Source organism: Prauserella sediminis, from assembly GCF_014195435.1.
GTDB lineage: Bacteria > Actinomycetota > Actinomycetes > Mycobacteriales > Pseudonocardiaceae > Prauserella > Prauserella salsuginis.
Genome location: NZ_JACIBS010000001.1, coordinates 1,569,216 through 1,583,026 on the forward strand (window position 1 = coordinate 1,569,216; position 13,811 = coordinate 1,583,026).

The 13,811-nt window shown below is 67.2% G+C and carries 9 protein-coding genes; 2 read left to right on the forward strand and 7 right to left on the reverse strand.

Annotation, left to right across the window (positions count from 1 at the left end; all coding sequences use genetic code 11):
- Positions 1-127 precede the first annotated feature (127 nt).
- Positions 128-2,956 carry an arabinosyltransferase domain-containing protein gene (locus FB384_RS07085; RefSeq protein ID WP_183780483.1) on the forward strand — a complete coding sequence of 943 codons (2,829 nt, stop codon included), beginning with the start codon at positions 128-130 and terminating at the stop codon, positions 2,954-2,956.
- Here FB384_RS07085 and FB384_RS07090 read toward each other — a convergent pair.
- The 6 genes from FB384_RS07090 to FB384_RS07115 all read right to left on the reverse strand — a co-directional run bounded on the left by FB384_RS07090 (position 2,889) and on the right by FB384_RS07115 (position 10,774).
- A complete protein-coding gene (locus FB384_RS07090) occupies positions 2,889-4,202 on the reverse strand; it encodes an HNH endonuclease signature motif containing protein (protein WP_183780486.1) in 1,314 nt (437 codons plus the stop codon). The genes FB384_RS07085 and FB384_RS07090 overlap by 68 nt on opposite strands.
- 590 nt (positions 4,203-4,792) lie before the next feature.
- On the reverse strand, positions 4,793-6,685 hold the full coding sequence (locus FB384_RS27275; protein WP_183780490.1) for an arabinofuranosyltransferase: 1,893 nt from the start codon (positions 6,683-6,685) through the stop codon (positions 4,793-4,795).
- A 126-nt stretch (positions 6,686-6,811) separates the two neighbouring features.
- On the reverse strand, positions 6,812-7,771 hold the full coding sequence (locus FB384_RS07100) for a decaprenyl-phosphate phosphoribosyltransferase (protein WP_183780494.1): 960 nt from the start codon (positions 7,769-7,771) through the stop codon (positions 6,812-6,814).
- On the reverse strand, positions 7,768-8,388 hold the full coding sequence (locus FB384_RS07105; protein WP_183780513.1) for a phosphatase PAP2 family protein: 621 nt from the start codon (positions 8,386-8,388) through the stop codon (positions 7,768-7,770). Before FB384_RS07105 ends, FB384_RS07100 begins: the two co-directional genes overlap by 4 nt.
- A complete protein-coding gene (gene glf, locus FB384_RS07110; RefSeq protein ID WP_183780516.1) occupies positions 8,381-9,610 on the reverse strand; it encodes a UDP-galactopyranose mutase in 1,230 nt (409 codons plus the stop codon). The genes FB384_RS07105 and glf overlap by 8 nt, the downstream gene beginning before the upstream one ends.
- A 270-nt stretch (positions 9,611-9,880) precedes the next feature.
- A complete protein-coding gene (locus FB384_RS07115; protein WP_258936489.1) occupies positions 9,881-10,774 on the reverse strand; it encodes an LLM class flavin-dependent oxidoreductase in 894 nt (297 codons plus the stop codon).
- A 398-nt stretch (positions 10,775-11,172) separates the two neighbouring features.
- Between FB384_RS07115 and FB384_RS07120 the strand changes: the two genes are divergently transcribed.
- On the forward strand, positions 11,173-11,988 hold the full coding sequence (locus FB384_RS07120) for an HAD family hydrolase (RefSeq protein ID WP_183780519.1): 816 nt from the start codon (positions 11,173-11,175) through the stop codon (positions 11,986-11,988).
- A gap of 25 nt (positions 11,989-12,013) precedes the next feature.
- Here FB384_RS07120 and FB384_RS07125 read toward each other — a convergent pair whose 3' ends face one another.
- Complete coding sequence (locus FB384_RS07125; RefSeq protein ID WP_183780522.1) at positions 12,014-13,690, reverse strand: hypothetical protein; 1,677 nt, start codon at positions 13,688-13,690, stop codon at positions 12,014-12,016.
- Positions 13,691-13,811 lie beyond the last annotated feature (121 nt).

A 13,811-nucleotide genomic window follows, 5' to 3' on the forward strand; every position in this document is an offset into this window, starting at 1 on the left:
GACGATCATCGCTGTGCGCCTGCGACCTGCCATGACTTACTTCCACTGTTCGCCGTAACCAAGTCCCATGTTTGCAGGTCATGGGCGTTACTCCGCGGAGTGACATGACTCTTTACAGTGCCGGGTTGTGACCGCATCCGCGACGGCACCCCGCCGAACCGTCCCGAGGGGTTTCGCACGTCGTCTCTCCGCGACGGTGCTCGGACTGCTGTCCGCGCTCGCATCGGTCGTCTTCGTTCTGGCGCCCGTGGACCAGGTCACGACCACGTACGAGTGGCCGTCCGACACCCCCGAAGACACGACACTCCCCCTGCTGCCGTACAGCCCGCAGCAGATGGACGTCACCCTCTCCTGCGCCGACGCGCTCGCCCTCGGTAGCGGCACTCTCCTGTCGACGACAGGGCCCGGTGGCGACCAGGCCTCACCGAACGGCCTTTCAGTGCGGGTATCGGACGGGCGGATCACGGCCACCCTCGGGCAGACACAGCTGGCGACCGCGCCCATTACCGACACCTGTCGGTGGCGAATCGTCTCGGATGCGTCGGGAACCACGGCGTTCGCCGACGGACGCGAACAGGGACGCACAACGGAACGACCCGCAGTCAACGGCCTGTTCACCGATGTCTCGGAGGCAGCCGAGCTGCAAGTGAGTGTCACCCCGGATACGCGATACGCCTCGGACCCGAGCGCCGTGAAGATCGCGGCCGGCGTCGTCTCGGTGACGTCGCTCGTCGCGATGCTGCTCGCGCTCCGGAAACGGGAGCCGTGCCGCCCGAGGCTGCTGCCACCGGGGTGGGCGCGTCCTCGACCGGCGGACGGCATCGTTGCGGCAACGCTCGTCGTGTGGGCTGTCATCGGCGCCGCCACTGTCGACGACGGCTACATCGTGACGATGATCTTGTCGTCGGCCGATACCGGCTTCGTAGGCAACTACATGCGCTGGTTCAACGCCCCGGAAGCGCCGTTCAGCTGGTTCTACGAGCTGTACCGGCCATGGGTGGAGATCAGCACGACCACGTTGTGGCTGCGCCTGCCATCGCTGGTGGTGTGCCTCGTGTCGTGGCTCCTGATCGATCGTGTCCTGCTCCCACGGTTCGCCAAGGGACGACCGGTGTTGGCGCGCTGGGCCGCGGCAGCGGTTTTCCTGCTCTGGACCATCCAGTTCGGCATCGGCCTGCGGCCGGAGCCCTGGGTCATGCTCGGTTCGCTGGCCACGTTGGCTCTCGTGGAACGGGGCGTGACGACCCGCCGGCTGTCGCTCCTCGCATGTGCCGTCATCGCCGCAGGCGCGACAACCGCCCTCACACCGACCGGCATCGCCGTTTTCCTGCAGCTGCTCGTAGCACTGCCAGCGGCTTGGCCGACGTTGCGCGCGCACGGTCCGCGGGCAATCGCTGTCCTGCTCGGCGCAGGTACGTCGGTATTGCTGCTGATGTTCTACGGCCAGCCGCTCGACACGGTCCTGCATGCCATTGAGGTGCGCACCGAGATCGGCCCGAGTTACGGCATCACCGGCGAAGGACGACGCTACGAGTGGCTGTTCGATCCGCTGCAGGGAGGATTGAACCGACGGCTCCCGGTACTGCTGTTGTGGTTCGCCATGGCCGTCCTGGCGGTGCTGCTCGTGCTGAGACGTACGCCGAAACTGGCGAAGGCACCGACCCGACGTCTCCTGATCGCATCGCTGCTGTATTTCGCGGCGCTCGCACTGACTCCGACGAAGTACACCCATCATTTCGGTGCTCTCGCAGGCGTGGCGACGCTGCTGGTCGCCGTGGTGGTGCACGCGATCGCGCGAGGCGCGTTGCGGCGCAGCTGGCAGTTGTCGCTGATGTGCGTCGCGTTGGCGGTGGCCGTGTGGGTGGGCATCGACGCTCCGTTGCGGTGGTGGTTTCTCGGTGGGCTGAACGTGAAATGGTCGGAGGTGCCACCAGGAGTAGCAGGAATCGATGCCGCAGACCTGGCGTTGACAGCCGGGATCGTGGTGGCGGTGGCCGGGCTCGCGGGAGCATGGCGATGGCTCCGAACGCCGGCTTTGTTCGTCCCTGTCGTTGCTTTCGGTGTGGTGATCGTCGAGGTCGGCACGATGGCGTATGCCCTGGTTCCGCGTTCGGAGACTTACACCACGGGTGCCGCGAACATGGCCGCACTGGCGGGCGCACCATGCGGCATCGAAAGATGGCTCGAGGTCGAACCGGATGTGGCCGCAGGCATGCTGCCCACTTCCGGTTCCGCCGATGTGGACGGATTCACCACGAACGGCTTCTTTCCACGAAACGGCCTGCTCGAACCGTACGGGAGCGCGGAAGCGCCCGTATGGCACAGCGGTGGCCGACGGGGAAAGGTCACGACGCCCTGGTATCACCTACCCACAGGAAGCGAGGGTCCCGCTGCACCTCCGGTGGTGGTACCCGCTCGCGGCGCTGGTGCCGTCTCGGCAACCGTGGAGTTCGCCGACGAGGCCGGACGAATCCTTTCCTCCCAGGAAGTTCCTATCACTCCGATTTGGACTGAGGAACGTTTCGACCCGGCAACCGCCGCGATGGTGCGACTGAAACTGGTCGACGAACGTTCGGCCAACGGCTGGATCGCAGCAGGCGCGCCACGTCTACCAAAAACCGTTCCTTCGACTGAACTCGTGCCCGCATCGGAACCCGTCATCCTGGACTGGGTGGGCGCATTCACGATGCCGTGCCGACGCCCGCCCTCCGTGGCCGACGGGACCGTCGATCCGGTTCGCTATCGTTTCGCATCCGGCCCATCAATCCGCGACATCGGCAGCGTGTCCTATATGGCAAGCCAAGGTGGGCCGTACGCACCACTGATGCAATTGGCGACGGAGACAGCCGTACCGACATACCTCCGCGGTGACAAGCTTTCCGAACCGATCAGTGTGTTCCGGCTCGACTACCCTGCTTCGAACCGGAGCCTCCGGATGCTCCGAACGCCGCGCTAGAACCCTGTTCAGAACGGCATCGGCTCGCGCGCCGCCTGCGCTTCCGTGCACGTCGGCCACCGACGCCGCCGTTCGGGCCGTTCCCGTCGAGCACGGCATGACGACGTTCTCCACTCGAAACGCCGCCGCACAGCTCTACGGGAGGGCGACTGGTATGCCGCGCCCCGCGCGGTGTCGTGATGTGAAGGGTGCCGTCAGGCTCGAGCTTGAACTGCCAACCAGCCGTGTGTTTGACGACGTGGTGGTGTCGGCACAACCCGATGAGATTCGCCGCGCACGTCGGCCCGTCACAGCCGTGCGGAGTGACGTGGTCCAGATCGACATACTCAGCCGGCCGATGACAACCGGGGAAACGGCATTCCCGGTCACGCACCTTCACGTAGTCCGCCACCGCCTTGCTCGGCCGATATCGCTTCCGCCCGACGTCGAGCGGCGTTCCGGTGAGAGGATCGGTCACAATCCTACGCCACGTGGACGTGGGGTCTTCGGCGATCTGGCGAGCAACGGGCGCCGGTATCGGGCCGTGCCCTGCAAGCTCTGCGGGATTGTCGGCTAGCCCCATCAGTGTCGGCAGGTCGACGTGCACGTAGATCTCCGCCCTACCGGATCCGGCATGATCGCCCGAACGCCCGATCACACACTCGGCGAGCGTGTCGGCGCGCAGCTGATCCATGGTCCGCGGGTCGCCACGGTTCCGCGCCGACCTGGCCATCCGATCGAGACTTGCATACGTCGCCGATGCCACCTCTGCGGGCAGACTTGCAGTAACGGTAGCCATCGCGTCCTCGCGGTGGAGGATCTGGACCTTCCGGTCCTCACGTCGTCGAGCCGCCCGTACGGCTGCGCCATCCGGGTCAACTTTGTGTACTGCCCGGTACGCGATGCGTCTGATTGAACCGGCGTCACGACCTTCGAGTTTGCCGGCAATCATCTCGTCGACCCTGCCGGCCGAATCTCCGTCCAGCACGGTGGTCTGATCGACGACCTTCGTGGCCTTCGGCAAATCAATGTCACCACCGGACAGTGCTCGCAACGTATATGGCAACCGTGTGGCGAGTTGCCGCGCCCATGCGAGTTCCCGACGCACAACGTGCTCGGACTCTGCTACGGCAACGGCCAACTCAGCCGTGACCTGTTCACCGTCACCAACCCCCGAATCGGCGGCGACGGCCGCGAGCTCGCGTACGTACTCGGCTTGAACTTGCGCGATCCGTCTTCGTGCGCGAACAACACTGTCGAGATTCATGCGTCCCCCTTCGTTCAAAGCTGTTTGCGACAGTACTCAGATATCCGGAAATATGTCAAACATAAGTTCGATACACACGATCGTGCTATGGCCAAGCAAGACTGACACCGGTTGAATCGCGAGCAGGGCCGAGTTCGGCAACTCGAGCCTCGTAGGCCGGCTCGCCGGGCTGATCGACCACGTATACAACGCGCCACCGACAGAACCGAACCACAGCGGGCACCGGACATGTCGGCGACCTGCTGACAAAGACCCGAACGCCGCTCGTCCACGGCGCTGACCCGGCAACGGCTGACCCACCAACAGCAGTGCAGATCAATCGCCACGAACAGGAGTGACCATGGAAGCACTGAGAACCGACTCGGGCCGACAACCCTCGCAGCGGATGGAGCGGTGCTCCAACGGAGGCAAGGCCGCCGGCACTGGCGGCCCAAGCGCAACCCACCTCAGTGCCGCTCGGCAGCCGTCCGACTTTCGGTCGTCGAAGCAGCTCGCCTCCGGTCTCATGAAGATCCGCAGACCGATGTTGGTTCGCCTACCCGGTCACCCCAAGAAGGAAAGACCACCGGGCGCGGACCCGCACCAGGCGGTCAACGTACGGCGATCACCACGTACGGGCCGACATCGCGCTTCTCGAACCGCGATGACTCGAACACCGACGGTTCGAACGTGACCTTGCGGCCGAGAGCAGCCGTCTTCCTCGGGAAGGTGTCGTATTTGACGGTATAGAAGTAGTTGTCGTCCTCGCCCTTCTTGAGCACGACCATGGTCGGCGCACCGAACGGGCCGTCATGCATCCGCCGGTACAGCTCCTGCGGGCTGCCGGACGCAGCCCACGTGTCGATCTCTGCCGCACGTTCGTCGTGCCGCGACAAGGGATTCGTGTAGTGCGGCCGATGGTCGTGGAACAACCAGAACGGCCGGAACACAAGCATGTGATGTTGTTCCGAGAGAACCGTCTCGCGTTCCGCAGTGCCCGTACCGAGTTCGTCGACTGCGGCCAGCAACTTGCCGCTCCAGATTCCCTCGTCTTCTTCCTCGCCGGGAATGTGGTGTCGACTCTCGGGGGTCCTGCCGTTCGGGTAGTAATCCGAGAGCGCGGATTCGAAGCCATCGCTCATCGGGCCTCGAAGACTGTCCTGCAGAACCCCCACGCTCAAAGCGATCGCCACGACGGCGACGGCGGCCGTGATCTGGGTTCGCCATTCATGCCACCGGCGCAGACCCCAGCCCAGCATGTCCGTCGTCGCGAACACACCCGCAACTGCCAGCGTGACGTTCAGCGTCACGTTGAACCTGAACGCCAGCAACGTCGTGTCGAACGCCAATACCAATGTGGAGAGCACGTACCACAGATAGACCGCACCGGCCGTCACCAACGCAACGAGAGCGACCCGATGAGCACGCACCCGCACGACCGACCATGCCAGCCCTGCCAAGCACAACAGGCCAATCGGGCCATTGGGTTTGAACGGCATGGGGAAGTACGCACTCGTCTCCGGGAGATAGCGCGCAGCGACGTTCTCAGCCCCCAAGCCTCCGCCGAACAGGTAGGGCGCCCACACGACGAGCATCAGAGCGACCGACACGACGGCCACGAGCGCTACTCGGACGACCAGACCCCGGACGACCTCGCCGCGAGACGCGCCCGCCCGCACTCGCAACACACCCGCGATGATCGCGAGCAGAACTACCAACATCGCGCCGAACGCCAGGTGCAGGGTGTACGTCATCGCGCACACACCCAGATAGATCCCGGTCAGTACGAGTGGCCAACGCGGTTTCTCCCGGTTTCGCAGCGCGTTCCACGTCAGGACCAATACCGGGAGCAGCCATGCCGTGGTCGGCCACGCGTACGGTTCGCCGACGCCCGGCACGTACAGGCCCATCAGCAATGTGCCCAGGCTCGCCAGCACCGCCATCCGCCGACGCACCACGAACCGCCACAGCACGAACGTCACGGTCGCGACGACAGCGATCGTCGTGATGGAGAACGGCTTGTACGCCTCCCAACCCTGCAGATCGAAAAGGTTGGCGAAGCGCCCACCGAGCCAGAACCAGCCCGCCGGGTAGAACGGCGGAAGCCCCTCGTAGTTGAAGTCGGCGAGCCCCCACCCGGAGGCCATCCGCTCCATGTACCGGAGACGGAACTCGTTGTCCCCGGTCGTACCTCCCAGGTAGTAGCGGGTCGACAGCAACGGCAGCGCGAGCGTCAACGTCGCCAACGTAGCCAGGCCGCCGGTAACACCCGCGAACTTGACCCACCACGGCGCTGTGACCACCCGCCGCACGGCGAGTCCGCCGACGAGACACACGATGAGCCCGGCGCCGATCAACGACAACAGAGCGTTGGGAACGTACGTGTCGGGAACCAGGTTGGGCGCGCTGTTCACGGCGAACTGCAGGAACAGGCTGATCGCCGTGGCCCCGACGATGGCGGTCACGAGTTCGGCGGCCGCACGGCCGAGACCGGGGAGTGGCACCGGCGGTACGTGGCTCCAACGACGACCGGAATCGTCACCGGCAACCTGGGGGTCCGCGTTCGAAGCGGCGGGCTCTGGGTACGTCACGGTGGCGTCATCCGTCGCGGAAATCGGGGTGGCCCGGAATTACAGGTAGTACCAGAGGATGAGCATGACCACCCACGTACCGCCGAGGATCTGAAGCACGCGGTCGTGAAGTGCGATCTCCTCGGGTTCGCCGGCGTTGCCGCTGTCGACATCCACGGCGTAGCGCAGCACGGCGACGACGAACGGCACCAGCGAGATGACGCTCCAGATCGAGCCCGGATCGACCTGCTGCTGTTCGAACGCCCACAGCGAGTACGACATGATCAGGATCGCTGCCGACGTCGCCCACACGAACCGCAGATAGCTCGCCGAGTACTTCTTCAGCGAGGAACGGATCTTGGCCCCGGTACGCTCGTAGAGTTTGATCTCGGCGTAGCGCTTGCCCGCGACCATGAACAGCGAACCGAACGCCGTCACCAGCAGGAACCACTGCGACAGCGCGATGCCCGTGCCAACGCCGCCCGCGATCACGCGCATGAGGAAGCCCGAGCCGACGATCGCGAGGTCCACGACCGGCTGGTGCTTGAGTCCAAAGCAGTAACCCAGCTGCACGGCCATGTAGACGGCCAACACCACGAGCAGCTGCCACGAGGCGAGCAGGCTCAGCGCGCACCCGGCAGCGAAGAACACCACCGAGGCGATGTACGCCGCAGGGACCGGAACGATGCCGGCAGCAATGGGCCGTTTGCATTTCGTCGGGTGTGCCCGGTCCGCCTCGACGTCGATCGCGTCGTTGACCAGGTACACCGCCGATGCGACGAAGGAGAACGCGACGAAGGCAATCAGCGCGTCCAGCAGGACGCCACCGGTGGCGATCTCACCGGCCGTGAACGGCGCGGCCAGAACGAGCACGTTCTTGACCCACTGCCGTGGCCGCGCGGTCTTCAGCAGCCCGGTGACGATGTTCCCGGAAGCGCCGGCTTCCTGGCCGGTGGTCTGTTCGCTCGACACGGTCGCCTCCGCCTGGCCTGCCTCGGCCTGTCGGGTCGTCTCACTCATCGTGAGCTCCGGTTGCGATTCAGCTTGCGACGCACGAACCCGCCGACGACGCCACCGAGCGCAGCGCCGGCGAGAACGTCGGTCGGGTAATGGACGCCGAGCACGAGCCGCGACGCGAGCATCGGCGGCACGAGCGCGGGCACGACGTTGCGCCCGGTGAGTCCCGAGTAGAGGACAGCCGCGGCCGTGGTCGACGTGGCATGCGACGACGGGAAACTGAGCTTGCTGGGCGTGCCCACGCCCACCCGCACGCTCGGATGATCGGGCCGCGGACGACGCACCACCCGCTTGACGGCGATGGAGGCCGCGTGAGCACCGACGATCCCCGCTGCCGCGGTGACCCAGTCCTTCCGGCGCCGCTTGTCGACCCCCGCGCCCACCAGCGCCAACGCGAACCACCCGGCACTGTGCTCGCCGAAGTGGGACATGCCGCGTGCGATCTTCACCGTCGTCGGGTTGACGATCCTGTCCTGTACGGCGGCGAGGACGGCGACCTCACCGGCAGCCGGCGACCCGGGCGTCGCACCGACGGCGTCGGCATCGCCGACGGTGGCGCCGGTGTCAAGATCGGTGTCGGCGGTGGTGGTGCCTGCTAGAGCGGGGTCCTTCTCAAGCATCGATGGAACCGTCCAGAGGGGCGCCGTCGGTCAGATGCGGAGCGATCTTGTTGTCGAACATCGACAGCGCCGACCCGATCGCCATGTGCATGTCGAGGTACTTGTAAGTACCGAGACGGCCGCCGAAGAGCACGTTGCGCTGGTTGGCCTCGGCCTTGGCGAGCTCGCGGTAGCGCTCGAGCTTCTCCCGGTCGTCGGGGGTGTTGATCGGGTAGTACGGCTCGTCGTCCTCGTTGGCGAAGCGTGAGTACTCCCGCACGATGACCGTCTTGTCCTTCGGGTATCGGTCCTCGCGCTCGGGGTGGAAGTGCCGGAACTCGTGGATCCGGGTGTAGGGCACTTCCTGGTCGTTGTAGTTCATCACCGGCGTGCCCTGGTAATCGCCCGTCGGCACGACCTCCTGCTCGAAGTCGAGCGTGCGCCAGCCGAGGCGCCCCTCCGAGTAGCCGAAGTACAGGTCGAGCGGCCCGGTGTAGACGGTCGGCGTGTCCGCGGGGATCTGGTCGCGCACGTCGAAGTAGTCGACGTTCAGCCGCACCTCGATGTTCGGGTGCTCGGCCATCTTCTCGAGCCAAGCGGTGTAGCCGTCGACAGGCAGGCCCTCGAAGGTGTCGTTGAAGTACCGGTTGTTGAACGTGTAGCGCACCGGAAGCCGCGCGATGTTGCCGGCGGGCAGTTCCTTGGGGTCGGTCTGCCACTGCTTAGCGGTGTACCCGCGCACGAATGCCTCGTAGAGCGGCCGGCCGATCAGGGAAATGGCCTTCTCTTCGAGGTTCTGCGCGTCGGAGGTTTCGATTTCGCTCGCCTGCTCGGCGATGAGTTCGCGCGCCTCGTCCGGGGAATGGGACTTTCCGAAGAACTGGTTGATCAAGCCCAGATTCATCGGGAAGCTGTAGACCTGTCCCTGATACTTCGCGAAGACCCGGTGTTGGTAATCCGTGAAGTCGGTGAACTGGTTGACGTAGTCCCAGACCCGCTTGTTGGACGTGTGGAACAGGTGGGCGCCGTAGGTGTGCACCTCGATACCGGTCTCCGGCTCGGGTTCGGAGTAGGCGTTGCCGCCGATGTGGTGCCTGCGCTCGAGCACGAGGACTCGCTTGCCGAGCTGGCTGGCCACTCGTTCGGCCACTGTGAGGCCGAAGAATCCGGAGCCGACAACGACCAGGTCATACCCGTCGAAACCGGCATTTCCGTTGCTGGGAGTTTCCGTAAACGCGCTCACGGTGCAAAAGGCTACCGACGCGCCACGACCCTCGTGCGGCGAGGCTCCCCCGTCCCCGTTCGGGACTTCCCATTAGCGGCTCTCACCTGGCCGCCTACCCGCCGCACGAGGGTCCGCGCTCCAACACCCCCGGGATGACCACGTGTGATGCGTGTGTGGTCAGCGCCGTACGTCAGTTCCGACGGAACGTCGTCGTTTCCGGTTCCACCGGCTCGACATTCCCCACGTGCTTTCACCCGGCCGAGCTACGAGTCGTGGGAACCAGACGGCTCACTCGGAAGCGGGACGTTCCTGCAGGCCGGGCAGCACGTCGTCGGCGACCTCCTCGAGCACGACCTCGCGTCCCTGATACGGGCTGGAGCTACGCGGCCAGTGCGCCACGACGTCGGTGAACCCCAGCTCGGCGGCTCGTCCTGCGGCGTCGACGAACGCTTCCTTGCTGGTCAGCGAGTACACCGGTGCGGCGTCGAGGCTGAGGTGCCGTTCCAGCGTCGCCGGGTCGCGTTCCGCCGCCGCGAGCTCGTCGTCCAGGCGCGCGGACAGCTCGGCCACGCCCTTCCACCACGATTCGAGTTCGTCGGAGTTTCGCCCCGTGGTCAACCAGGCGTCACCGGTCGCGGCGGCGAAGCGGATCGTGCGCGGCCCGTTGGCGGCGATCACGAGCGGCGGACGCGGATGCTGCACCGCGCCGGGCAGGTTCCGCGCACCCTGCACCGTGTAGTACTCGCCGGAGTGGTCGAACCCGTCGACCCGCAGCAGACCGTCGAGCACGGTCGTGAACTCGATGAACCGGTCTGCACGCTGCCCGGCCGTGAGCTCCTGCTCACCGAACACGGTCGCGTCGTAGCCGAGGCCTCCCGCGCCGACACCGAGGACGAACCGGCCGTCCGACAGGTCGTCGAGCGTGATCACTTCGCGCATCAGTGGCAGCGGGTGCCGGAAGTTCGGCGAGGTCACGAACGTGCCCAGCCGGATGTGCGACGTCACCGTCGCGGCGGCGGTCAACGTCGGAACGGCGCCGAACCACGGCCCGTCGACCAGGTTTCGCCACCCGAGGTGGTCGTAGGTCCAGGCGTGGTCGAAGCCGTACTCCTCCGCGGCCCGCCACTTCGGCTCAGCCGCCCACCAGCGGTCCTCGGGAAGGATCACAATGCCAACGCGCACGGCGCCACACGCTATCGGCCAACGGCCTCGCTGTCGTGGGTGCCCACTCCGGGCGACGTTCCGGGCGTGTCGTCCCCGCGCACAGCACCGCGCACAGCCCAGTGCCGCCCGCCGGCGCTCCGTCGCCCCCACGCCGTTCCGTCGTCCCCACGCCGTTCCCGGGCAGCGCACTACCGTGCCGCGCTCTACCCTGTCCACTCCACGGCGCTCTGTCGTCCCCGATCGCCGCGCTGTGCCTCGCGCAACGCGCGGTACGGACACCGCGCTACGGGGCGGTGTGCTACGGGGCGGTGTGCTACGAGGCAGTGCGCTACGTGCGCACGATCGACCGGCGTCGTCCGAGGGGATGTCGTATGGAACACGGCGGACCTGTCACGGGGCTCTGGAACACTGGAATCGTGGAGAGACCGAGCCTCATCGCATCCGATGTCGACGGCACGCTGCTGTCGACGGCCACGCACCTGAGCCCTCGCACGGTCGACGTGGTCGACAGCGCAGTCGCTGCGGGCGTGCCGGTGGTGCTCGTGTCTGGACGTCCGCCGCGGTGGATCCCGGAGGTCGCCGAACAGGCGGGCCTCGACGGATACGCCGTGTGCGCCAACGGCGCCGTGCTGTACGACATCGGCGCCGACCGCGTGGTCGACGTCCACGGGCTGATGGACCCCGCACAGCTGGCGACCGTCGCCGACGCCCTCGAGCACGCGCTGCCCGGATGCACGCTCGGCGCGGAGCGGATCGGCACCCACGCCGTGGACGATGACATGCGCAACTTCGTGATCGAGTCCGGCTACCACAATCCGTGGGGCGACGGCGAGGGCTCGCAGGCCTCCCGCGCCGAAGTGCTCGGCCACGCGGCGGTGAAGCTGCTGGTCAGCCACCCCAAGATGACGTCGGACGCCATGGCGAAGGCCGCGCGCGAGGTCCTCGATTCGCACGTCGACGTCACGTTCTCGTCCGGTGCCGGGCTCATCGAGCTGGCCGCACACGGCGTCACGAAGGCCACCGGGATCGCCGCGGTCGCCCGACGCAACGGACTCGACGCGGACGCCACGATCGCGTTCGGCGACATGCCCAACGACGTCGAGATGTTGCGGTGGGCGGGACACGGTGTCGCGGTGGCGAACGCACACCCGGCCGTGCTCGACGTCGCCGACGAGGTCACGGCGCCGCACTACGAGGACGGTGTCGCTCAGGTCCTCGAACGCTGGTTCTGACCCCGCGCTCGGCCGCACGCCCGCATCAGCAGGGTTTGGCGGTGAACCGCGGGTCGGCGGTGAGCCGTTCGGTCAGGAGATCGGCCTGCGGCCGGTGCAGGTACAGCTCCACCCACCGGCCCCCTGTCGCCTCGCCTCCGGCGCGGCGGAACGGCACGACCTCGTAAGGACCGGCGTACTCGGTGCGGATCCGGCACGTCCGGCTCGGCAGGTACCCACCTGCTGCGTCGACGACCACGGCGGGCATGCGGTCGCGCACGACGTAGGCGTGGTCCCCGGGGTTACGTGCCAGGTGTGCGTCGGTGGTTCCACTGGGGTCGACGACGTACAGCTGCGGGCCCGCCGCGGCTGCGAGCGCTCCCGCGGGCACGGCGCTGACGACCGTGCCGCCGGTGAGGCGTTCGCCAAGCCAGTCGCCGATCTCGTCCAGCTGGTCTTCGACGGTTCGCAGTTCCTGCATCGCGGGCAGGGTCCTGGTCATCCCGAGAGTCAGTGACAACCCGGCGAGCACCACGGCGACGACGGCGACGCCGCGTCCGGTCGGCACCTGTCCGGCGCCGGCACCGCCCGGTGCAGCCCCTTCTGACGTCGTGTTCGGACCGCCAGCCGGTGCCGACCCGTCGGCCGGCGTCCCGGCCAACGCGAATCCGCTCGCCGCGGCGACGGTGAGCAGCACCGGGACGGCCGCCAGCAGTTCCCACGCGGGCAGGGTCCCGCCGCCGATCGCGATCGCGTACGCGGTTTCGGCCAGGGCGAGCGCCAACAGCAGCCACGCGTACGTCGCTCCGGGCAGTCGACGGCGATAGCTCAGCAGGCCGATCGTCACGGCCGCGACCAGCAGAAAGGCCTGGTAGGTGAGCGCGAAGTCGGTGACGTAGGTCCACCCCGCCTCGAACCGGCCGACCAGGGAATCGCTGGCGCGGACGAGGCGGGCGACGACCGCTGTGGGGACGCTGTCGCCGTAGTAGGTCATGCGCCAGGCCGCCCACGGCACGAGCAGCACCGCAGCGCCGGCGACGTACACGGCGGGTGACGGCCGCGGCATACGACCGCGCACCGCGGCGATCACCAGCCACACGCACGCGACCACGGCGACGACCACGCCGTCGAGGCGCGTCATCACCGCGAGCGAGGCGACGAGGCCCGCCAGCACGATATGGCCGGTGACCAGCGTGTAGACGAGCGTCAGCACGAGCAACACGAACAGCGGCGTGGCGAGTCCGGACGGCCCGTAGGCGGCGAGCGCGCCGGTCGCTGCGGTGACCACGGCAGCGGCGACGGCGAACGCGGGTGCCCGGCCGGACCAGCGCAGGATCCGTCCGGTGAGCACGTACGCGACGAGTACGCAGCCGAGTGCGCAGACGATGCCGAGGGTCACGGCGACCGGTTCGACCTCGGCACCCGTGATCGCGCGGACCAGCGCCAGGAGCACGATCCACGCGAAGTCGGTGTAGCCCTCGACGGGTTCGCCCGGGTTGAACACCGGCCCGTAGCCGTCGGCGATGTTGCGTGCGTAGCGGAAGCCGACGTGGGCCTCGTCGGGCACCGTGCCGTAGGCGAGCTGGTGCGCCAGCGACGCGACCACCGTGACCGCGAGCGTGACGAGGCGCCAGCCGCGATGGTCGCTCAGCCGATGCCACACCGCGACGAGCAGCACCGCGAGACCCACCCACAGTGCCACCACCACGCCTGTGGCGATCATGGCGCGACCACCCCATCCCCGCCGAAGCCGAACGACCGGCCGAGCAGACAACGTACCGAGACCGGACGGCCGACTCGGCGGGCACCCGCCGGGTGCCGAGCGGCGCCGCCGGCCGACGCTA

What these genes read in the sequence shown, in the direction of transcription:
- FB384_RS07105 (WP_183780513.1), bottom strand. Translation starts at nt 8,388, where the DNA reads ATGCTTGAGAAGGACCCCGCTCTAGCAGGCACCACCACCGCCGACACC.
- FB384_RS07100 (WP_183780494.1), bottom strand. Translation starts at nt 7,771, where the DNA reads ATGAGTGAGACGACCCGACAGGCCGAGGCAGGCCAGGCGGAGGCGACC.
- FB384_RS07125 (WP_183780522.1), bottom strand. Translation starts at nt 13,690, where the DNA reads ATGATCGCCACAGGCGTGGTGGTGGCACTGTGGGTGGGTCTCGCGGTG.
- FB384_RS07090 (WP_183780486.1), bottom strand. Translation starts at nt 4,202, where the DNA reads ATGAATCTCGACAGTGTTGTTCGCGCACGAAGACGGATCGCGCAAGTT.